Here is a 22,306-nt window from a genome sequence, read left to right as displayed (position 1 = left end):
CGAGCCGCTCGCGATCGAGAAGGCCGGCGTCGTCGGCGCCGGCACGATGGGCAGCGGCATCGCGATCACGTTCGCGCAGGCCGGCATCCCGGTCGTCGTCGTCGACTCCAACGATGAAGCCGTCGAGAAGGCTCGCCAGACCGTGATGGGCATGTTCATGTACCAAGTGCAGAAGGGCAAGCTCACGCAGGAAGAAGCCTGGAAGCGCGGTCAGTCGATCACGTTTACGGACGACTGGAGCGAGCTCGCCGACGCCGACGTCGTCGTCGAAGCGGTCTTCGAGAGCATGGACGTCAAGAAAGACGTCTTCGCCAAACTCGATGCGATCGTGAAACCCGAGGGGATTCTCGCCTCGAACACCTCGACGCTCGACATCGACGCGATGGCATCGGTCACGAAGCGGCCGGAAAAAGTCATCGGCCTGCACTTCTTCGTGCCCGCCAACATCATGCCGCTGCTCGAGATCGTGCGCGGCAAGGAGACCTCGCCCGAAACGATCGCGACGGCGTTCAAACTCGCCAAGACGCTGCGCAAGACCGCAGTGCTTGCAACCAATGCGTTTGGCTTCATCGGCAATCGCATGGTGTTCGATTACGGCGCAGCGGCCGGTAGCCTCGCTGAAGAAGGCGTGGCGCCGGCGCGCGTTGATGCCGTGGCCAAGAAGTTCGGCTTCCCGATGGGACCGTTCGCGATGAGCGATCTCTCCGGCGTCGACGTCGGCTGGCGCATCCTCAAAGAGCGTCCCGACATGGCCAAGAGCCGCAGCAACGTCATCAATCGATTGGTTGAAATGAACCGCCTCGGTCAGAAGACCGGCTCGGGGTATTTCAAGTACGACAAGAACGTCGGCAAAGGACGTGAGCCGATTCCGGATCCCGATGTCGTGGCGCTCTTCGCAGAAGAGGCCAAGAAAGCCGGCATCAAGCCGCGTGAGGTCAGCGACGGCGAAATTCTCGAGCGTCTGGTGTATGCGCTGATCAATCGCGGCGCGTATCTGCTCGAAGAGGGCGTCGCGATTCGTCCCGGCGACATCGACATCGTCTACATCTACGGCTACGGTTTCCCGCCGCATCGCGGCGGCCCGATGTGGTACGCCGATGAAGCCGGCGTCAAGAACGTCTACGAGCGGGTCGTGGCGTTCGGTTGGCAGCCGGCACCGTTACTCAAGAAACTGGCAGAGTCGAACGGCAAATTCGCCGATCTCGCTGCAGCCAAGAGCCCGAAGGGCCAAGGAGAACTGACTCATGCGTGAGGCGGCAATCGTCTCAGCGGCGCGCACGCCGATCGGCAAAGCGTTCCGCGGTGCATTCAATCAAACGCCGGGCGCCACGATGGCCGGTTACGTCGTCGCCGAAGCGATGAAACGCGCCGGCGTCGATCCGGCCGAAGTCGAGGACGTCGTGATCGGCTCGGGCCTTCCCGAGGGCGCGACCGGAAACAACATCGGACGCACGACCGCATTGCGCGCGGGCTGTCCGGTGACGGTTTCGGGTCAAACGGTGAGCCGCTTCTGCGCTTCGGGTCTCGACGCGATCGCCGCCGCGTCCAAGCGCGTGATCGTCGATAACGCCGACGTCGTGGTCGGCGGCGGTGTCGAGTCGATTTCGATGGTGCAGAACTACCTCAACACCGAGTTCTACGCCGAAGAGTGGCTGCTCCGGCACACGCCCGACGTCTACATGCCGATGCTCTACACGGCCGACAACGTCGCAAAGAAGTACAACATTTCGCGCGCGTCGCAGGACGAATACGCGCTGCAAAGCCAGCAGCGCACGGCCGAGGGTCAAAAGGCGGGCCATTTCGACAAGGAGATCATCTCGCTGCCGACCTGGAAGTACAATCAAGACAAAGACAGCGGCGCCGTGAGCGAAGAGCCGGTTGCGCTCACGCAGGACGAAGGGAACCGTCCGGATACGACGCTCGAGGGGCTCGCGCAACTCAAGGGTGCGGTTCCGGGCATCAAAGACACCTCGATTACCGCCGGCAATTCCTCGCAGCTTTCGGATGGCGCGGCGGCCGTCGTGGTAATGGACGCGGCGCTTGCGTCCAAACGCGGCCTCGAGCCGCTCGGTTTCTATCGCGGCTTCGCGGTCGCGGGATGCGAGCCGGGCGAGATGGGCATCGGTCCGGTGTTCGCCGTGCCGAAACTGCTCAAGCAGCACGGCTTGAAGATCGACGACATCGGCCTGTGGGAGCTCAACGAAGCCTTTGCGGTGCAAACCGTCTACTGCCGCGACACGCTCGGCCTTCCCAACGAGCGCTTCAACGTCGACGGGGGCGCGATCTCGATCGGGCATCCGTACGGTATGAGCGGCGCGCGTATGACGATGCACGCATTGATCGAAGGCAAGCGCCGCGGCGTGAAATACGTGGTCGTGACGATGTGTATTGGCGGCGGCATGGGTGCCGCCGGCCTCTTTGAGGTTGCTTAGGCCCCCGGTGTCGTTAAAAGGAGCCTCGTGTGCCTCTCGCACACGTCGGCTCCTTTTGCCTAACCGGAACGCCTAATCGAACTTCCAACAGGTAACGCTCACTGTTGGAAGAGCGCGCTTTCGCCTTTCGAGAGCGCCTTCACATCGGCGGTGCTGATGAAGGCGACGAATTCGCCGGGTTTACCGTCGATCGCAACGACCGAGATGACGCACCGCCACGGCGTGTTCTTCGCGTCGACCTTCTGGAATGTTTGCGAAGCGAGGGATGTGCCGGATGATTTCGTGCCGGCCTGCCAGCCGGCGGCGGTCATTTGGTTCGCGAAACCGTCGAGCAGCGCACCCGCGGAGGATCCGTTGTGAATGTACGCGGCGGACTGACCGCTTGGAAATCCAATTTGCGAAACCGACATGCGGACGCCTACGGGCGCCTGCAGTTTCGGCAGCGGCGATCGCAAGGCGCTGCTTACGAGCGCCATCAACGGATTGCGGCCGCAGATGAGGTCGCCGGTGGTTCCCTGCTCGCTGATCGAGACGCGAAGGTCCTGTGGATCCGCCGCTCCGGTCTGCGCGGTGATCAGCGGTGCGTTCGCTTTACAGTATATTGCCGTCTGCGGACCGGTTGACGAAACGAAGCCGCCCGCGTTCGTGGGAAAGGGTTGTTCCTTCCAGCCCGCGGCGATGAGCGCGGCGCCATAGGCTTTCAATGTGCCCGCCCCGGCATTGTAGTACAGGTTGTAGGTATCGACGGTGACGGGGGACTCGAGCGATTGGTGCACGCTTCCCACGATGGTAGCCGAAGGTAATGGGACTTTTGGCATGTCGGCGGGCAACGTCCCGACATAGACCGCAGCCGTTCCACCGCCGATGGCCGCGAGCCGATGCAGGAGGAGCGTTTCGTTATCCGGTGTCTGCGCGAAGACGGGAATCGCGTAAGCGGCCAAAAGTGCCGCTAGCGAAATGACGGTGCGTTTCATGATTGCCTCCAAAAAGGACCCGGCGTGTCCGCCGGGTCCTTTTTGGTCTATGTCGCTGCGAGTCCTAGAGAACAGGCAGCGCGACGTCGAGGACCATCAGCAGCTTGTTGCGGTTGATGGTGTCGGCGTTCGAATAGGGATAGCCCTCGTGATGTTCGTAGAGGTTGGAGTTGGTGACCGACAGGGTGACGTACGGCGGCCACTTCTTGATGAGCCCGAAGTCGACTTCGTTATAGAGATACGGCACCGGGGCATTGATGAAGTAGTCGAAGTTGTTCAGGTAGGTGCCGAAGAACGCGAGCGTCGAGGTGTGCGGATCTCCAATGGGCAACGTGATGTTCGGCGTGACCGTCGTATGCATCAGGCTACCCTGGGTCGGCACGACCAAACCCGATGGGCTGGCCTTGAAGACGCCGGCGGTATTGTGGGGAATATACTCCTCTTCAACCGCGAGGCCGAACAGCTTGCCGAAGTACTTGCTGCCCGGGCCGACGCGAGTGGCCAATTTGAGGTAGAGCAGGTGCCACGCCGTCTCGCCGGCACTGTCTTCATTACCGTTGCCGCAGCACATGCGCGCGCGCTCGCGCCATCCGCCCGAAACGGTGACCGGACCCGCGAGCCAGTTCAGCGCCGCGTCGTCGACCCGGTCGTCGTTGAGCTTTTGGTACGTATACGGGATCACGAACTCTTTGGCGGCAGTGCAAGGCAGGCTCGAGCAGACTTTGCTTGCGATGCCGACGCGGCCGATGTTCTGATTGACATAGCTATGAGCATAGCTGAGGAAAAATTTCTTCGAGAGCTTGATCTGGATGCCGTAGGTGAAATGGATGACCGGATTTGCGAACTGATACTGACCGGTGGGTCCACAATCTTGCGTCGTCGCGCAATAGCTAGAGGGAAGCGCGAGATCCGATGATCCGACGTTCCACGTTCCCATGCCCCCGACGTGAACGGTGACGAAGTGCGGTTTGGGCGGATCCTTCTTCGGGGCCGCCGTGGCTTGAGCTACCGTGATACCGCTCGTCGTTGCGGCCGGTGTCGTTTGCGCCGAAGCAATCCCGACAACCGCCATGGTGCACAGTACGAGCGCTGCACTTAGCGTAATGAGTACTCGTTTCAAGGTTCTCTCCTTTGTGGTGTGATGAGCTCCTCCTACGAAGTTAGGTAACACCTGATGCTTCGCGTATCCCGGAAGAAACGGCGAAGCCAAATGCCGTGAAAGTGATCGCAGCTGAAACGACGATATACCGATGTATGCGGTCGACGCCTACAGCCACGCAAGCCGCTCCTTATGAGTGAGCCACGGCATTATATTGAGTTAACTCATTATTAATAAGCAGCGGGAACACCTGGAATCCTTCTGCAATATATACCAAGCGTCAGCGGCGCTCATCCAGCGCGGCGTCTTCGCAGCGAATGCGCCAACCGATCAACACGGCATTGGCGGCGCTGAACGTCAGCGCAATTATCCACGCGCCGAAGGCGAGCGGAAGGACGGCGATTTCGACGCATACGATCGCGTAATTCGGATGACGCATCAACGCGTAGGGACCGCGGCGTATCAACGGCGCGCCGGGAACGGTGATGACGCGGGTCGTCCAATAGGGGCCAAGCGTTGCGATCACCCAGACGCGCGCGATTTGAGCCAGGGCAAACACCGCCAGCAGCGGCATGCTCGGCGCCGCCGATGCCGGAATGAAGACGGCCATCGAAAGGAGCCACGCGGCATGCAATGCCACGAACCACGGGTATTGCCGCCGAGCGACCTCGATGCCGCCGCCGGCGAGCAGACGCTGCGTGTTGCGGCCGGCGTAGCGAAGCTCGACCAGCCGTAAGAGTGCGACGAAGAGCAAAGTCCAGTAGAGCGGCGTCATCGTTCCAGGGTGACGAACGCGGCCGTAAATCCCGGCCCCATCGCCGAGAGCAGCGCGCGCCGCCACGACCCGCTCGCGAGCGCCCCTTCACGCAGCGCGCGTTCCAGCACGAAGAGCAGCGTCACCGCCGACATGTTTCCGTATTCCGTGAGGACCGCGCGCGAATCGGCCAATGCACCGGAGGGAATGCCGAAGGCCGATTCGAGCGCGTCGAGGACTTTCGTGCCGCCGGGATGGCTGAGAAAAACGTCGATGTCGGCGCGCGTCAGCCCCGACTCCGCGAGGTAGGTATCGACGACCGGCCGCATTTGGGTTTCGACGAGCTGCGGAATGTCGCGCGAAAAAATCGCGCGCAACCCGTCCTCGGCAACGTCCCATCCCATCACGTCGAGCGTGCTCGGAAAGGTATGCTCGCCGGATGCCCGCAGGATCGGTCCCCCTCCGCCCGTCCGCAGCACCGCAGCGGCGGCGCCGTCGCCGAAGAGCGCGGTTGCCACCACGTTGCTCTTCGCGAGATCGTCGCGGCGAAACCAGAGCGCGCACAATTCCACGACCAGCAATAAGACGGTTGCATTTGCACGGGATTGCGCCATCGTGGCCGCGCGCGCGAGACCAATCGCCCCGCCGACGCAGCCCATGCCGAAGATCGGCAGCCGCTGCACGCGGTTCGAGAAGCCCAGCCGATCGATCAGCCGCGCGTCCAAACTGGGCGTGGCGATGCCGGTGGTGGAGACGACGACGATCGCATCGACCTCGCTCGCGCTGCACCCGGCACGTTCGAACGCATCGCGCGCGGCACGTTCGAGCAGCGTTTGCGCGGATTCGAGATAGATTTCGTTGCGCTGCGGCCAGGTGTGCGGATCGTAATACCAGTCGATCGGCACGCATGAATAACGACGCCTGATGCCGGTGGTCGAGAAGACCGGCATCAGGCGTTGAACGACCTCGGAGCGAGAGAACTGCGCGCGAACGCGCGCCGCGACATCGTCTTGTTGGAGCGCGTACGGCGGAACGGCCGTCGCGATCGAGACGAGCGCTACCTCTTGGCCCAGGCGATGCACCACCCGTCAGGACTGATCGTGCCATGTACGACGCTACAGGCGTGCGGCGGTCTGAAGAAGCGGCACTGCGAGCACTTTTTGCCGCCCGGCCCCGGCTTGTCTTGGTAGTGGAACTGTTTCTTGTTGTTCTGGGCGAGCGCCGGAGCGGTGCCCAGCGAGACCGCCGCGGCGAGCGCGGGCAGCACGATCAAGCTGCGCAGCGCCTCTTTGCGGGTTTGGGACTTCGACGAACGATCCATGAACGGCTATCCTCCCGTGCGTCCGTAAGGTGGGTCTACGGCTTCGTGCCGGGCACCGCCTGCGTCCGGTAGAGATAGTAGCCCACTGTGCCATCGTAACGCGGAATCGTTTCGATCAGTTCCGCGTCGGGCGGCGCGTCGCTCGAGCTCGGAACCGCCACGATCGCGCCCGCTGCCTCGCAGGCGCGCGTGTCGTACTCGATCGTTCGCACGTGCAGATCGCGCAGATAGAAATCGAAGAGCGTAGGCGCGTTGAGCGTATCGAGACCCACAAAGCAGGCCACCTTCGGATCGAGCGCGCGAACGGCGACGAAGAGGTCGCGGTTTTCGTATCCGAACGCTTCGGCGGACGGGGCGACGTAGTCGATGAAATAGGCCTTGCAGAACTGCGCGAACTCGACGAAGACGACGATCGCCAGAACGAGCACGGCCGCGAGCCGGTAGCGCCGCGCGCCGCCGTCGTTCGTGAGCGCGCCGCCGAGCGGATAGATCAGAAGCCACATCCAGAGCCATGCCGCGCGGGCGGAAGCGCCAGCATGGCGATAGCAAGCGCGACACCGTCGGGCAACGCGGCTCGATACGAATACGAAGCGATGCCTAGGAGCGCGCCGGCAAGCGCGAACGCTTCCGCGCGCCGCTCGTCGAGCCCATAGCGCAGCGCCCACAAGCCGCCGAGGACGAACGGCAACATCGCGGCCGGTTCCTCGGCCATGCGCGAGATCACGACGTTCCATGGCAAGAACGAGATGCGCCGCTCCAACCGAACCCTCTCTTCCAAGGATGGCCCAAGCGTTCGAGCCTATTCTGGGAAACCATGGAGACCTTGAGCCCGCGGGTCGCCGTGATCGACGACGAACCCGACATTCGTACCCTGCTCGAGCTGGAATTGTCCGACGCCGGTTTCGACGTGCGCAGTGCTCCTGACGGTCCAGCCGGTCTGAACCTGGTGCGCGAATGGGAACCGGACGCAATCTTGCTTGACGTGATGATGCCGAAGATCGACGGAATCGCGCTCCTTCCCGAACTGCGCCGCACGACGCAGGCGCCGATCTTTATCGTCAGCGCGAAGGGCGGTACCGACGACAAAGTGCGCGGTCTCGATCGCGGCGCCGATCAATACGTGGCCAAGCCCTTCGAGATTCCCGAGCTGATCGCTCGGCTTCGTTCGGCGCTGCGCCGCCCGCGTCTGGAATCACCGCAGATCGTTACCTATCGCGATCTCTCGCTCGACATGCAGACGCGCCGGGCAACACGCGGAGGGAAGATCATCGATCTTACCGCGCGCGAATTCGATTTGCTCGCAACCTTCCTGCGTGAGCCGCGGCGCGTGTTTACCCGCGATCAGCTGATCGAGTTGGTTTGGGGCGACCACGCATCGGTCACCGGTAACGCGGTCGAAACGTACATCTCGTATCTGCGGCACAAGATCGATTACGGATTCGACGAACCGCTGCTGCACACGGTTCGCGGCGTCGGGTACGCTCTGCGCTCGACGCAATAGGGCGCGCCGGTGTTGCGATCGATCCGGCTGCGGCTGATCGCGTCGTTCCTTGCCGCGTGGATCGCGTTCGCGCTTACGATCTCGGCGATCATCTGGATCGCTGCCGGCGATATCACGCGAAACATCGTGGCCGCCGACGTGAATCTCGCCTCGCTGCGCATCACGCGCCTTGCTTTTCAGTATGCGCTTTCCGGCGGCGTGCAATCGACGCCCGACGTCGAGGCGTTGGTGCTCCCGCAAGTGCAGGGGCTGCACGTGCGTGTCGCGGTGGCGCCGCGCGAAGGGTTCGGGCTCGGCCCGTTCGCGTTGCCGCCCGAACCTCCCCCGATCGGACCGCACCTCGAGCCGGAGAGCGTTTTGTTCGGTGCGATGCGGGTCGACATCTATCCCGACGTCGATTACATCCAGCGGACCGTCGACCACTGGCTCTTCGGTGCGATCGTGGTCGACGTGCTCTCACTGCTGCCGGCCTGGTTCCTCGCCGCGTTGGTCGCGAACCGCACGCTCGAACCGCTGCTGAACACGACGCGCGCACTGCAGCGGTTTGCCTCGGGGGATTTCAGCCCGCAACAAGTGACCACGAAACAACGCACCGAGATCGGCGATCTGGCCGATGCGTACAATGCCGCCGTGCGCCAAATCACCGACGCCTTCGACGAGCGATCGGCGGCGATGGACGAGATGCGGCAATTCGTCGCCGACGCCGGACATCAACTGCGCACGCCGTTGACCGTATTGATGGGGCATGTCAGTGCGCTCAAACCGCAGACTCCGCGCGAGGTGACCGTCTTCGGCAACATGCTCGCTCAAAGCCGGCGCATGAAGGCGATCATCGACGATCTCATCGTGCTCGCCCGGCTCGAACACGGCGAGCGCGCGTATTACACGGTCGATTTGAACGGGCTCGCCGAGAGCGTCGTGAAAACGTTTCGCGACGGCGGCTACGACCGCGTCGCGCTCCATGCAAACGGTCCGGCCCCGGCGCGGGTCAACCCGAGCGAATTGCTCGACGCGCTTACCGCGCTGGTCGAAAACGCGCTCAAGTACGCGGAATCGGGACCTGTGAGCGTAACGGTTGGCTGCGCCGAGCGCACCGCGTCGATCACCGTCGAGGACAACGGGCCCGGAATGAGCGAGGACGATCTCGAGCACGCGTTCGACCGCTTCTATCGCGGTGACGCCAGCGTCGGTACCGACGGCACCGGGCTCGGTCTCTCGATCGTGCGACGCGGCGTCGAGCGATCCGACGGACGGGTGACGCTCGTCAATACCGGTAGCGGTTTGCGCGTCGTCCTCGCTTTTGCGCGCGCAGAACCGGAAAGCGGCGACGATGGTGCGAATGCACCGCTGGATGCGCAATGATCGTCTGTTCTTCGTATGTATTCTGCTGCTGGCCGGATGCGCAGCGCCTCCGCCGCCGAACGCCGTCTTTTCGGCACAGACCGCGGCGCAGGCGACGGTAGCACCCGCTGACTTCGGCGCGCTGCATTGGCGGGAGGTCGGTCCGGCGGTGATGGGCGGCCGGCTCGATGCGGTCGCCGGGGTGCCGGGCGATCCGAACGTCATCTATCTCGCGCATTCCTCGGGCGGTTTGTACAAGTCGATCGACGGTGGGATGACGTTCGAGCCGATCTTCGACGCCGGCCGTTCGACGTCGATCGGCGCGATCGCCGTCGCACCGTCGAACGCGAACGTGCTCTACGCCGGAACCGGCGAAGGCTTTCCGCGCAACACCGCGGCGCTCGGAGACGGCGTCTTTCGTTCCGACGATGCCGGCAAAACCTGGCGCTCGTGCGGACTTACGGGCACGCAGCACATCGCGAAGATCGCGATCGATCCCACCAACCCGAACGTCGCACTGGTCGCGGCAATGGGACCCGAGTTCACGCCGGGCGGCGAGCGCGGAATCTATCGCACGAGCGACGGCGGAAGGACGTGGCAGCGCGTGCTTTACGTGAACCCCACCACCGGCGGCAGCGACGTTGCCTTCGATCCCTCGAACCCGCAGATCGCCTTAGCCGGAACCTTCGACTATCTGCGGCGGCCGTGGACGTTTCGCGGCGGCGGCGTCGGAAGCGGGCTCTTTCGCTCGACCGACGGCGGCGTCACCTGGACGAAGTTGACCGATCCGGCGCGTCACGACGGTTTACCCGGCGGCATCATCAATCGCGTGGGCCTCTCGATCAGCGCGCATCATCCGAACGTCGTTTACGCGATCGTTCCCACGCGAACGGGCATGCTCTATCGCTCGGACGACGGCGGCGTGCAATGGCGATTGGTGAACGCGGATCAGGATTTGGTCTTTCGTCCGTTCTACTTCAGTCAAGTTCGCGTCGATCCCGATCGGCCGAACATCGTCTGGAACATCTCGGGCGAGCTTTCACGCTCGACCGACGGCGGCAAACATTTCAAAGGCGTCGAAGCTGGCGGCGACAATCACGACCTCTGGATCGATCCGAGCAATCCCAGGCGCGAATTGCTCGGTAGTGATATGGGCTTCGATCTGAGCAACGACGACGGCAAGACGTGGTCGTTCGTCAACACCGTGCCGTTTGCCCAGGTCTATCGCGTCGGCTACGATCACGCGCTTCCGTATCACGTGATGGGCGGAATGCAGGACCACGAGGTGTGGTGGGGCCCGAACTCGCTCTGGAACGACACCGGCGTCGCGGGCGGATCGTGGCGCAACATCTCGGATTGGGGTGACGGCCAATACGCGGTGCCCGATCCGACCGATTCCGACGTGATCTATGAGGACACGCATTTCGGCGACCTGACGCGCCGCAATCTGCTTACCGGCGAGGCGCGCTACATCTCACCGCAGCCGAAGATCACGTTCGGCACGGGCGCCGGCTCGTCGAAATATCGATTCAATTGGAGCGCTCCGCTGCTGGTCTCGCGGCACGACCCCGACACGATCTACTACGGCGGCAACGTGCTCTTCCGCTCGCGCGACCAAGGCCAATCGTGGAGTGTGATCAGTCCCGATCTCACGCAGCCGTGCGATCCGAAATGGCTGCTCCCGAGCGGCGGCCCGATCACGCACGACAACACCAACGCCGAAACGTACTGCACGATCTTCGCGATTGCCGAAGGGATGGACGCCGGGACGATTTGGGTGGGAACCGACGACGGGCATGTCGACGTCACGCACGATAGCGGCGCGTCGTGGACCGACGTTGGAAAGAACATCACCGGCGTGCCGGCGCACGCGATCGTCGCTTCGATCGAAACCTCGCATCAAGACCCGGACGTGGCGTACGTCACGTTCGACGCGCACCGCCTCGGCGATACGCATCCCTACATCTATATGACGCACGACGGCGGAACGAGTTGGACGAGGATCGACAGCGGGCTGCCGCTCTGGGCGTACGTCGTCCGTGAAGACCCGCGTGCACGCAATCTGCTCTTCGCCGGAACCGAGGACGGCCTGTATGTCTCTTTCGACCGCGGCGCGCATTGGCAAGATTTTCGCCTTGGCATGAACCACGTGCCGGTCTTCGATCTCCAGATTCAACCCGAATGGAACGACTTGATCGCCGGGACGCATGGGCGCGGCTTCGCCATTCTCGACGACATCACGCCGCTCGAAGGTTTGGCGCGCGCCGTGCAGGGCGAGGTGGCGCTCTTTCGGCCGCGCACCGCGTGGCGCTACACCGCGCGTCCCTACCACGATCTCGGTCAGAACGAGTTCGTTTCCGAGAACAAGCCCTATGGCGCGGTGATTTCATATTATTTGAAGCCGCATCGCGTTTCGAAGCCCGCAAAGAAAACGAAGGAGAACGTGACGATCGAGATTCTGGATGCGCACGGTGCGGTGATCCGGCATCTCGACGGCACCGCGGACGGCGGCGTGAATCGTGTGACGTGGGATCTGACGACCGACGCGCCGGGCTGGCCGAAGACCGTTCAGGACTCGCGCCCGTATTACGTCTTCTATCCGCTGGCGATCACGGGACCGCAGGTTCTTCCGGGGCGCTACACCGTACGGTTGCTGGCGCGCGGCGCAACGTTGGAGGTTCCGCTCACCGTGCGGCTGGATCCGCGCGTGAAGGCTTCGGTTGCGGCGCTGCAGGCGCAATACGATGCGTTGGAACGTTTGGCGCAGGATCAGGAACGCGGCGAAGTATGGCTCGCGCGATTGAAGAAGGGCAAGGGACCTCGCTACACCGCGCTCGCCGATCGACTCCGCAACGGCAACGGCAGTGAAAACGCCGGCTACAAACAACCGGCGCGCGTCATCGACCAGATCGCGTACCTGCGGCACATCATTGCGACCGCCTACGACGGATCGACCGACGTGCAAGCCGCGTTGATACAGCAGTACGAGCGCCAACTCGACGCGATCGGAAAAGGCGTCAACGCGCTGCCTTCGCCGATGCCGGCCACAGCATCGCCGCGCCCCGCACGCCGCTAGAATCGCCGTGCGCCGCGCGCAGTAGCGGCGTATCGAAGGTGTCGGAGAAGACATAGTCGCGGATGAGCGCCGGTACGCGGGTGTAAATGTCGTCGACGTTCGAGACGCCGCCGCCGAGCACGATCGCGTCGGGGTCGAGAACGTCGACGATAACGGCGAGCCCGCGCGCGAGACGATCGAGATAGCGTTCGAGCGACGGTTCGCGCGCACGCGCGGGACCGGAAAGAAAGGTTTCGATACAGCCGTTACGGCCGCAGTAGCACGGTGGCCCGGGCGCTTCATCGGCGCGCATCCACGGCAGCGGCGTGTGGCCCCACTCGCCGGCGATCGCGTTTGGTCCGTCGTGTACGCGCCCGTCGATCGCAAGGCCGCCGCCAACCCCGGTTCCAAGGATCGCCGCAAAGACGACCGGGGCGTTCCGTGCGGCGCCGTCGGTCGCTTCGGAGAGCGCGAGGCAATTCGCGTCGTTGCTCATGCGAATCTCGCGCCCGAGCGCGCGTTCTAGATCCTCGCGCAGCGGCTTGCCGATCAGCACGGTGCTATTCGAGTTTTTGATCCGGCCGGTCTTCTTGGATAGCGCGCCCGGCGTGCCGACGCCGACCGTGCCGCGCTCGCCGAGGTCGCGATCGGCCTCGTTGACGAGCGTTGCGATCGCGCCCACCGTCGCGGCATAATCGCCGCGCGGCGTCGGAATGCGTTTACGCAACCGTTCGTTCCCGCCCGGATCGAGGACGGCGATTTCGATCTTGGTTCCACCGAGGTCGATTCCGATCCGCATCAAAGCCATCGCTCATGGGCTTCGTCGGGAAGGCGATCGTTCCTGAAGGCGCGGGCGACGTCGCCGCGCTCACCCACGGCGAGCCGTCGCTACCGCCCGCGTTCACGTTGGGCGACGAGCGCATCGAGGTGCGCGAGCAACGGCGTGCATGGCGCTCGACGAAGGAAGATCGCGGCGACGTCTACCTCAAGCGGCACTGGTTCGAGTTCGAGACGGCAGACGGACGGGTGGCGGTCGTGTATTTCGATCGCGGCGCGCGCAAGAGCGCCCCGCGCTGGTGGCTCTATACGCTTTCGTGAAGTAGGGCGCTCAAGACAACGTCAGCGGACGGTAGCGGATGCGTTTCGGGCGCGCGGCCTCTTCACCGAGGCGCTTGATCTTGTCCGCTTCGTACTCTTGGTAGTTGCCCTCGAAGAAATAGACGCGGCTCTCGCCTTCGAAGGCGAGAATGTGCGTCGCGATGCGGTCGAGGAACCAGCGGTCGTGACTGGTGACGAGTACCGTACCGGCAAACTCGGTTAGTGCGTCCTCGAGCGCGCGCAATGTTTCGACGTCGAGATCGTTCGAGGGTTCGTCGAGTAACAGCACGTTTGCACCCGTGAGCAGCGTCTTCGCGAGATGTAATCGGCCGCGTTCGCCACCCGAGAACTGGCCGACGTTCTTCTGTTGGTCGCCGCCCTTGAAATTGAAGCGGCCCAGATACGCGCGCGAGTTCATTTCGAAGCGCCCAACTTGCAGCAGATCGCGTCCGCCGCTCACGTCTTCCCACGCCGTCTTGTCGTTATCCAGCCCGTCGCGGCTTTGATCGACGAGCGCGAGTTTGACGCTCGGCCCAACGAGAATCTCGCCGGCATCGGGCTGCTCTTTGCCGGCAATCATGCGGAAGAGCGTGGTCTTGCCGGCACCGTTGGGGCCGATGATCCCGACGATCGCGCCGGGCGGAATGATGAGGTTGACGTCATCCATCAAAAGCCGGTCACCGTACGCTTTGCGCACGCCCTTGAAGTCGATCACCTTCTCGCCCAGACGCTCGGCCACCGGAATGAAAATCTCTTGTGTTTCGTTTCGTTTTTGATAATCGTAGCTCGAGAGTTCCTCGAAGCGCGTGAGGCGGCTCTTGCTCTTGGACTGCCGGCCCTTGGTTCCTTGGCGCACCCATTCGAGTTCGCGCTTGAGCGCTTTTTGCCGCGCGGATTCCGCTGCTTCTTCGGAGGCGAGCCGCTCTTGCTTCTGGTCGAGCCACGAACTGTAATTGCCCTTCCACGGAATGCCGCGGCCGCGATCGAGTTCGAGAATCCACTCGGCCGCGTTATCGAGGAAGTAGCGATCGTGCGTCACCGCAACGACCGTGCCCGGAAAGCGCTGCAAAAACTGTTCGAGCCACTCGACGCTCTCAGCATCGAGATGGTTGGTCGGCTCGTCGAGCAGCAGCATGTCGGGCTTGGAGAGTAAGAGCCGGCAGAGCGCGACCCGGCGTTTTTCACCGCCCGAAAGCGGCCCGATCGTCGCATCCCACGGCGGCAGGCGCAGCGCATCGGCCGCGATCTCGAGCTGCTGATCGAGATCGTCGCCTGCGGCTTGCAGCACCGCTTCGAGTTTGGATTGCTCTTCGGCGAGCTTATCGAAGTCGGCGTCGGGGTTGCCGTACTCGGCGTAGATCTCCTCGAGCCGCTTGCGCGCGGCGATGAGTTCGCCCAAGCCCTGCTCGACGGCTTCGCGCACGGTCAAATTCGGATCGAGCTTCGGCTCTTGCTCCAAGTAGCCGATCGAGAGATTCGCCGCGGGCGTGGCCTCGCCGTCGAACTCGGTGTCGGTGCCGGCCATGATGCGCAGGAGCGAGGACTTCCCTGAGCCGTTGAGCCCGAGGATTCCGATCTTCGCGCCGGGGAAAAAGCTCAGCGAAATATCTTTGAGAATCTGACGCTTCGGCGGCACCGTTTTGCCGACGCGGTACATGGAATAGACGTATTCAGGCACGTCCCACCATTCTTCGATCGCCCACCCTTGTCATTTAGTTACCCCGTCGCCTTCGCTGTGCGATCGCTCCGAGCACGGGGCGATTGGACCGCGCGTCATGCCCGTAATGCGCAAAATAAACGAAGACCGCGACCCCCCGTCCGATTAGCAAAACTGATAATCACTTTTGATAATCACTTTTGATTATCGGTTTTGATAATCAATACTGATATAGCGATTCACAAGGAGTAGCGGAGCAACGTAGAGATTTCAACGTGCCAACGCTCGGCCACAGTTGAAGTAATGGAGTGTGTATGCGTCGCGTTGCTGCGTTTGTTATGACCTTCTTGTTCGTACTGCAGTCCACGGCATCGGCGGCCCCGCCGCCGAGCGCAGCTGCAAAATATGCTCCGGGCATCCGCGAGCAGCTGGCGTTCGCTATCGCGCCGATGATCGCGGCGTTGGAGAATTCGCAGATCTTCGCGTTGCTGACCGGACAGGAGAACCGGTATAGCCTGATGCATCAGCCGCGCCCCTTGCTCAATCGCTACACGCTGCCGCGGCCGACGACACAGCAGCTGGACTTCAGCCGCTACCGCCGGGTGCCGGCTGTCGTGCGTACCGGTACTGCCCGCACGTTCGACCTCAAGCTCTTGGCAAATCCGTCGAAGGCCAAAGACTCACTTGGCGTGACCGCGATCGCGAACCCGAGCGCTGGCCTGCGCGCCGCACTCACACCTGAGGTCTGCCCGCTGTCAGTTGGACGCGGCCTGCGCCCGATGGTGTGCGGAACGCCGATCAAACCGCCGCCCACTCCCACTCCAACACTCGCGCCAACGCCGACTCCCACGCCTGAACCGCCGACGCCGACACCGATCCCAACGCCAACCCCAACGCCGCAGCCCACGCCGACCCCGACGCCGATTCCAATTACACCAACCCCCGTGCCGACAGCCACGCCCGCCGGTCAATTAAGCACAGCTACAACGGGGATTAACGGCTGGTGGACCTACGAAGAGGGGAAAATTCCCGGAATCGGGCAGTGGATGGTCAACGTTGCGAACGGCAATTTGCTCGTGCAGGCGACCGACGTCGACATCCCCGAGCGCGGGATCGATTTGGCGTTTCGGCGGACCTACAACTCGCAGAGCCAACACGACACCGTGGCAACGGACGGTTCGACGCCATCGCTGTTCGGCAACGGTTGGACGAACACGTTCGATGCGCACCTTGCCTACAATGCCACGACAAACACCATGAGCGTGTACGACATCGACGGTGCGCGCTACGACTTCACTGCGCAGAACGGCGTCTGGACACCACCGCCGGGCATGCAGGGCACAACACTGCTTTACGACGGCGGCTGCGGTTATCAATGGACGAAGAAGACGGGTACCATCTATTATTTCTGGGCCCCGACGACAAATCCGACCTGCTCCGGAGCCGGATACCTTGGGCACCTCTTCGAGATCATCGGGCGAAACCACAACAATTACATCGAGTTCACCTATTCCTGGGCAAACGGGAAAGATACGAGTGCCGAGAACATCACGCAGATCGTTGCCCAACACAGCGATGGTCAATCTCTCACCATGACCTTTGGTTTGGTTAATGGCTACGACGAGCTGACCTCGATCACGCGACCCGATGGCCAGCAGATCACGTATTCATACGATGCCAACAACAACCTCATCGGCGTCACACGCCCCGGAAATAATGCCGCGGCGACGCTCCCGGAGGCATATAGCTACGATGCGGGCCACATGATGGCAGGAGCCGCGGGCCCCCGTGCTACGATTAGCCAGCAAGATTACGGGAGTCTTACCGACGGTGGAGAGGTGCTGTTCACGTATGCCGGAGGTACGAGCGGTGACCCGCAAAGTCAGGAACTTGCCACGGTGCAGAACTATGGCGTCGTGAATTTTACACCGAGCGACGGGACTTCCACCCCGCTACAGACCACGGCAGCTTCGGGCGTTCAAGCGTGGGAAACCGAAACGTTTGCCGGCTATAACGGCACAACGACTGTCGTGGATACCGATGGGCATGCACGGGTCTGGACGTACGATGGCTCTGGCCGAGTCACGACGACACAGGCCTGGGTTTCGTCGAGCTATGCCTTAACGACGAGCGCTGCATGGGACGCAGACAATGACCTCATCGCTTCGGTCGACGCGGCGGGCAACGAAACCGACTACGCCTACGACCAGAACGGCAATACGATCCAGGTTATGGACCCGCAGGTGACGACGTCGGCCGGCACGATACGCCCGACCAGCGAGTACGTATACGACGCGAATAACAACCTTACCGCGTACTGCGATCCCGTCTACGTTGTCGCGAACGGTACGACCTGTGCACCCGGCTCGGGCGTCACCTATTACGTGTGGAACACAACCGATGCTGCCGAGCCGTTCGGCTATCTGACGGATACGTACACGCCGTTGGGATATCATACCTCGATCAGCTACAACCAATCGTCCGAAGGCGGCGATTACGGCCTTCCAACCGACGTCGTAGGTGCGTCCTTCACGCAATCGAACGGTACGGCAGCCCAGTCGCAGGGGCACTACACGTATAACGCTTACGGCGACGTCGCTACATACAGCAAAGGTTACGGATCCTGGTCATTAGCATACGACGGGCTGAATCGTCTCATTGCGGCGACCGACCCGGATGGCGTAACGAGCCGCTCCTGTTACAATCTCGACGGGAGCGTAAGCGCGAAGCAGAGTGCATATCAGTACGCATTGGATAGCAGTGCGGCTTGCGGCGCACACTCAACGTTATACGCTTACGACGCGGACGGTGACGAGGTCAGCGAAACGCACCATTACGGGCAGACAACGACAAATGGCGTCGCTGCAGGCGTAACGTACAAATGGTACGATGGCGGTGATCGCCTGATCGAGGTCGAGCAACCTTCCGATGCAACCGTAGACGCCGACGTCCCCTGGCGCACGCGCTATTTGTACGATCTCACTCAGGGTCAGCAGGTGACGATCACACAGCCAAATGGAGGGAGCGCATCTTACTACGCCTACGGAAACCTCTTCAAAACACAAAACTATTTTACCGAAGAGTGGAATGCAACCTCTCCGACCTACGAATGGTACGATGTCAATGGTAATGCATTCGATGGCATCGATCGGTCAACCGCGCGCTATCAGCACGAGCCATTCGGCCCATTGGAGGTTTCAAACAACTTCTACGATGCAGCTCCGTACGAAGGCGAGCTGACGTCCAAGACGGATGCGCTTGGCGTCTCAACGACGTATACGTATGACGCGCTCGACCGCATGGCCGGTATCTCCTTTAGCGATGGGGTGACGCCTTCACGGAACTACACGTACGATCCGGACGGACGGACTGCGGCGGTAAGCTCTTCCGTCTACGGTACCGAATCCTACCAGTACGACGCAGATGGCAGAGAAACGCAGCACATCGAGGGAGGTGGCGGTGGCGTCAGTTCGCCGGCGACCGTCACATACGGATACTATCCCAACGGGTGGCGCGCTAACCTTTCGATCTCGTCGTCGTCTCTGACGCAACAGAACCAATTCGCGTACAGCTACCGAAACGACGGCGCACGAACGACCCTTGCGGTCGCGGGGTATTCGACGCCATTCTCGTGGACCTACACGAATGCCGGACGGGAGCTGACCCAAAGCGATCCGCTAACGGGAACGGTGGCGCCTGCCGTGGGGTCATACGCCAACGCATTCACTTTCGTGCCGCGCTCGTCTACCTACGATGCCTACGGGCAATTGAGCTCCCTCACCCTTCCGAATACGGGCGGTTACACCGGCATCACACACGATACGGAGGGCGAGATAACCGGGGCAACGATCGCGCTACCGACGGAACAGCTCCCGGAGCAGTCAAGCCAGGAGTACAATGGCGAGTCTACCTATCCGACGTCTATTTCGGAATCATACGATGTCCGGGGCGAGCTAAGCTCCGAGAACGTCTACTCATTGCCGGAGCCGAACGGGTATCCCGACACCACGATCGCGCATTGCTATGGGGGCACCCCGCCTTACGGCGGCTGTCTTACCGGTGTCGTTGATCCTTTCACCGGAGCCGACGCGGTCGGTGCGACGGTGACGATCGGCGTCGATACCTCAATCTATGCGTGCAAGTCGATAAGCGGGGTGACCGAGCGCGATGGGTGGACTTTCGATGCGGACGGCAGGCAATCGACGCAGGCAGCCGTTAGCGGCACTGATCCCTCGTGCGACGTCGAGTCAAGCGCGCTCGTCGAGCAACGGACATACGACGCCGAAGATCATGTCATCTCGGACCAATGCGGTTATGCTGGCGCCAACGGCACCAACCGCGGCTGCGTCTCGCTTGCAACGTGTACCGTTTCATGCGGTTCAAACACGGTGGCAACCGGCTACACGGCAACGATGGGGTATGATGCTAACGGGCGGCTCCGACTTGTGAACTCGACGTATACCGAGCACTGGGATGGCGACGATCTCTTATTTGTAACCGATTCCTCAGGGAACGTAGATCAGGTCAACATCGAAAAATTGGGCGCTATCGTATTGCAGCCGGCCGGCGACCAACACCTCGTCGTTCTTGACCGCGACTACGGCGCATCCGAAGTAGCTATCCATATGTCGGCGGTCGGAGGGACGCTCTTTGCGGGGGTATTGTCGAGTTGGGCTTGGGGAATCGCCCCCGACCGGTGGGACACGGCCTATCCGTCGATCGTCACGGCGGGAAACCTCCAGGGATGTTTGCCAGCCTGCGGCGCTTATTCGCCTACGTTGCTAACCTCCGGTGTTGACGACACCATGCTCTTCGATTCTACTAGGATCGACGGTTACTTCGTGTCGGGCATCACGGTTCAGGGCGCACGAGCGTACGACCCGAACACCCAGCAATGGACTTCGCCGGATCCCTACAAGGGCGACGTTAATGACCCGAATTCGCAGCGCCCCTACATGTGGAACAACAACAACCCAATCGTATACAGTGACCCAAGTGGTTATTGTCTCGAGGATCTGTGCGTTGGCGAGACGGCTGCCGCAGTCGGCCTTGTGGAGGTTTTCGCCGCGGCAATAGGCGCGCTGAGCACATGGTCACACAACCTGCCAGATATACGAGGTGCGCTATTCAGAAGAGGAGGAAAGACATCTCCCGCGCAGCGCAGGAGGATCATTGATTCAAAAGGCTTGAAATGCACCTATTGTCATCGGCAAACTAATCCCCAGCATGACCCTGACGATGGGACATCCCTAGAAATAGATCACGAAGTCTCTCATAAGAACGGCGGCAGCAATGGAGATGATAATAAGGTGCCATCCTGCCGCGAATGCAACAATCAAAAAGGTCCGATGAACGGTGATGAGTACAGGGAGCAGTTCCCGCAGGGGTCACAAACGCAGGGGCAGCAGACACAGGGTTCGCAGGGCGGAGACTCAGGTGGGAATGCGACTTCGACCGACGACAGCCCGCAGAAGCAGAACAATTGAGGTTGTAAGATGGTAGAGCAGCGCGCAGCCAGGCACGACCAGCAAAGGGTAGTCTTTCCCTTTGACGAAGGCGCCGAAATACTGTGGTGCGACAAGCTTTTATCTGACAAATACCGCGTCGACAACATCCCCCTCTTCGCCTATGGTGTTAGCGTCGGAGATGTCATCTCAACCAAGCGCGTGGACGGCGATGATAGGCCTTACTTCAACTCCCTCATAGAGCGATCCGGCAATAAGACGTGCCGTGTGACGGTGGGTGAGGGCATGTCCGGAATCGCGGACGTTCTCGAGCGACTTTCTGAGTTGGCTAAGCTCGCATCTGGAATCGAGCGTTACGGTAGGGATTACGTTGCCTTTAATTTTCCCCCCAGTTGTGATCTGGACTATATCGAGGCGCGGCTTAACGACGGTGAGGATAAGGGCTACTGGGACTGGGAGTTGAGCTCCGCGTTGCCGTCTAGTCATGATGCCGACATCGGCTCTGGGGGCACGGACACAGAAAAGGACTGACGCCAATTGCCTCGGACGTAGGATTGAGAGGACGGTCCGCCCAAAAAAGGGGGCCCGAGTGATCGGGCCCCTCTCTTCATTTGCGAAATTCGGTTTCGCTAGGGTAATGGGAACGGCGAGTCGGGATCGCCGGCTTTGACCACATATGGATCGTACGGATCGGTTGAGGCGATCCCCGCCAACTGGAGCGGGCTGAGCTGAGGTATCGTCATTCCGAACGCCGTGTCGGCCGTCGAGATGAACTGATTCGCGATGATCGCGTAACCGAGATTCGAGGGATGCAGTCCGTCCCAGCTCACCAGTCCGCCGCCGAACTGCGGGCTGAGCGGCGCGGGGAAACCGCCGACCGTGTAGCCGGCTTGCGAGGCTTGGGTGAATAGCGCATTGATCGGCACCAGCGCGACGCTGCTTCCGAATGAGGACGCGACTTCGTCGATCGCCTCGGCACGCTCGGACGGAATGCTAGCGGCTTTAATGAGGGGGGATCGCACCTTTTCGGCGGGGATTTCGATCAATGCTGCGATTAGCACGAAGACCGCAGAGCGCGATCTGCGCCCAGTGAAAGGGTGGCCGCAGCTGCTCGGTGGCGCTGTTTTTAGTGAGTTCGCTTTAGGTTCGGGAAATGAAACGGCCCATACTCACCCTTCTCGTGTGTAGCGTTTTGGCCGCTGCAACAATTGATCTTTGTAAACGCCGGCTGAAAATTGACCCACCTACCCGTCAGATCGCCGGTTTAATTTTGACCCACTTTGGCCGCGGTTTTTGCCGCCGGCAGTTTGATTCCCGCCTTTTTGCGCTCGCGTAATCTGAAGCTCTCGCCGGTGATCATCGCGATGTGCGCGTGATGTAGTAGGCGATCGAGCATCGCAGCGGTCATAGTCGCGTCGCCGGCGAATGCTGTATCCCACTGCGCGAACGGAAGATTGCTCGTTATGATTACCGATCCATGTTCGTATCGTTGCGCGATCACTTGGAAGAAATGGCTGGCTTCTTCACGGGAGAACGGCAGGTAGCCGAGCTCGTCGATGATCAGCAGCTTCGGCGCCTGGATCGCTCGCCGAATGTACTCCTTGAGCCG

Annotated in this window: 19 protein-coding genes; 8 read left to right on the top strand and 11 right to left on the bottom strand. The window is 61.7% G+C overall.

Annotation, left to right across the window (positions count from 1 at the left end; all coding sequences use genetic code 11):
- Positions 1-1,252, top strand: a 1,252-nt coding sequence (locus VMF11_02540; GenBank protein ID HTU69173.1) for a 3-hydroxyacyl-CoA dehydrogenase NAD-binding domain-containing protein, incomplete at its 5' end; no start/stop codon positions are given.
- The gene (locus tag VMF11_02535) at positions 1,245-2,432 is read left to right on the top strand and encodes an acetyl-CoA C-acyltransferase (GenBank protein ID HTU69172.1); all 1,188 of its coding nucleotides are present in this window, start codon (positions 1,245-1,247) and stop codon (positions 2,430-2,432) included. The genes VMF11_02540 and VMF11_02535, both read left to right, overlap by 8 nt.
- Before the next feature lie 98 nt (positions 2,433-2,530).
- On the opposite strand, the gene VMF11_02530 is transcribed toward VMF11_02535, so the two are convergent.
- The 7 genes from VMF11_02530 to VMF11_02500 form a co-directional block, all read right to left on the bottom strand.
- On the bottom strand, positions 2,531-3,406 hold the full coding sequence (locus tag VMF11_02530; protein ID HTU69171.1) for a hypothetical protein: 876 nt from the start codon (positions 3,404-3,406) through the stop codon (positions 2,531-2,533).
- 64 nt (positions 3,407-3,470) lie between these two features.
- Positions 3,471-4,526 (bottom strand): hypothetical protein, encoded by a 1,056-nt coding sequence (locus VMF11_02525; protein HTU69170.1) that lies wholly within the window; start codon positions 4,524-4,526, stop codon positions 3,471-3,473.
- A 259-nt stretch (positions 4,527-4,785) separates the two neighbouring features.
- On the bottom strand, positions 4,786-5,280 hold the full coding sequence (locus VMF11_02520; GenBank protein HTU69169.1) for an isoprenylcysteine carboxylmethyltransferase family protein: 495 nt from the start codon (positions 5,278-5,280) through the stop codon (positions 4,786-4,788).
- Positions 5,277-6,344: a 3-oxoacyl-[acyl-carrier-protein] synthase III C-terminal domain-containing protein gene (locus tag VMF11_02515; GenBank protein ID HTU69168.1), complete on the bottom strand. Its 1,068-nt coding sequence runs from the start codon at positions 6,342-6,344 to the stop codon at positions 5,277-5,279. Before VMF11_02515 ends, VMF11_02520 begins: the two co-directional genes overlap by 4 nt.
- Positions 6,317-6,580 (bottom strand): high-potential iron-sulfur protein, encoded by a 264-nt coding sequence (locus tag VMF11_02510; protein HTU69167.1) that lies wholly within the window; start codon positions 6,578-6,580, stop codon positions 6,317-6,319. The genes VMF11_02515 and VMF11_02510 overlap by 28 nt, the downstream gene beginning before the upstream one ends.
- 35 nt (positions 6,581-6,615) lie before the next feature.
- Entirely contained in the window at positions 6,616-7,083 is a 468-nt protein-coding gene (locus VMF11_02505) for a hypothetical protein (protein ID HTU69166.1), read from the bottom strand.
- On the bottom strand, positions 7,071-7,340 hold the full coding sequence (locus VMF11_02500) for a hypothetical protein (GenBank protein ID HTU69165.1): 270 nt from the start codon (positions 7,338-7,340) through the stop codon (positions 7,071-7,073). Before VMF11_02500 ends, VMF11_02505 begins: the two co-directional genes overlap by 13 nt.
- 54 nt (positions 7,341-7,394) lie before the next feature.
- Between VMF11_02500 and VMF11_02495 the strand changes: the two genes are divergently transcribed.
- From VMF11_02495 to VMF11_02485, 3 genes are read left to right on the top strand one after another with little or no spacing between them, the layout of a single operon-like run.
- Positions 7,395-8,081, top strand: a complete 687-nt coding sequence (locus VMF11_02495) for a response regulator transcription factor (protein ID HTU69164.1) — start codon at positions 7,395-7,397, stop codon at positions 8,079-8,081.
- A 9-nt stretch (positions 8,082-8,090) separates the two neighbouring features.
- Positions 8,091-9,443: a HAMP domain-containing sensor histidine kinase gene (locus VMF11_02490; GenBank protein ID HTU69163.1), complete on the top strand. Its 1,353-nt coding sequence runs from the start codon at positions 8,091-8,093 to the stop codon at positions 9,441-9,443.
- Positions 9,433-12,498 (top strand): hypothetical protein, encoded by a 3,066-nt coding sequence (locus VMF11_02485; protein ID HTU69162.1) that lies wholly within the window; start codon positions 9,433-9,435, stop codon positions 12,496-12,498. Before VMF11_02490 ends, VMF11_02485 begins: the two co-directional genes overlap by 11 nt.
- On the opposite strand, the gene VMF11_02480 is transcribed toward VMF11_02485, so the two are convergent.
- Entirely contained in the window at positions 12,440-13,285 is an 846-nt protein-coding gene (locus VMF11_02480) for an ROK family protein (protein HTU69161.1), read from the bottom strand. The two genes, VMF11_02485 and VMF11_02480, sit on opposite strands and share 59 nt — an antisense overlap.
- 5 nt (positions 13,286-13,290) lie before the next feature.
- Here VMF11_02480 and VMF11_02475 point away from each other — a divergent pair, with 5 nt between their 5' ends.
- Positions 13,291-13,575, top strand: coding sequence for a DUF6504 family protein (locus VMF11_02475; protein HTU69160.1), 285 nt, complete (start codon positions 13,291-13,293; stop codon positions 13,573-13,575).
- Positions 13,576-13,585: 10 nt separating this feature from the next.
- On the opposite strand, the gene ettA is transcribed toward VMF11_02475, so the two are convergent.
- Positions 13,586-15,253 carry an energy-dependent translational throttle protein EttA gene (ettA, locus tag VMF11_02470; GenBank protein ID HTU69159.1) on the bottom strand — a complete coding sequence of 556 codons (1,668 nt, stop codon included), beginning with the start codon at positions 15,251-15,253 and terminating at the stop codon, positions 13,586-13,588.
- A gap of 293 nt (positions 15,254-15,546) precedes the next feature.
- Between ettA and VMF11_02465 the strand changes: the two genes are divergently transcribed.
- On the top strand, positions 15,547-20,718 hold the full coding sequence (locus VMF11_02465; GenBank protein ID HTU69158.1) for a DUF6531 domain-containing protein: 5,172 nt from the start codon (positions 15,547-15,549) through the stop codon (positions 20,716-20,718).
- Between the two features lie 9 nt (positions 20,719-20,727).
- The gene (locus tag VMF11_02460) at positions 20,728-21,228 is read left to right on the top strand and encodes a DUF4265 domain-containing protein (GenBank protein HTU69157.1); all 501 of its coding nucleotides are present in this window, start codon (positions 20,728-20,730) and stop codon (positions 21,226-21,228) included.
- Positions 21,229-21,326: 98 nt separating this feature from the next.
- On the opposite strand, the gene VMF11_02455 is transcribed toward VMF11_02460, so the two are convergent.
- Positions 21,327-21,719, bottom strand: a complete 393-nt coding sequence (locus tag VMF11_02455; GenBank protein HTU69156.1) for a hypothetical protein — start codon at positions 21,717-21,719, stop codon at positions 21,327-21,329.
- Positions 21,720-21,961: 242 nt separating this feature from the next.
- The coding region (locus VMF11_02450; GenBank protein HTU69155.1) for an ATP-binding protein at positions 21,962-22,306 on the bottom strand (345 nt) is incomplete at its 5' end.

Source organism: Candidatus Baltobacteraceae bacterium (assembly GCA_035502855.1).
Lineage (GTDB): Bacteria > Vulcanimicrobiota > Vulcanimicrobiia > Vulcanimicrobiales > Vulcanimicrobiaceae > Aquilonibacter.
The sequence above is the reverse complement of the archived record's forward strand: the minus strand, read 5'-3'. Positions and strand labels throughout refer to the sequence as shown.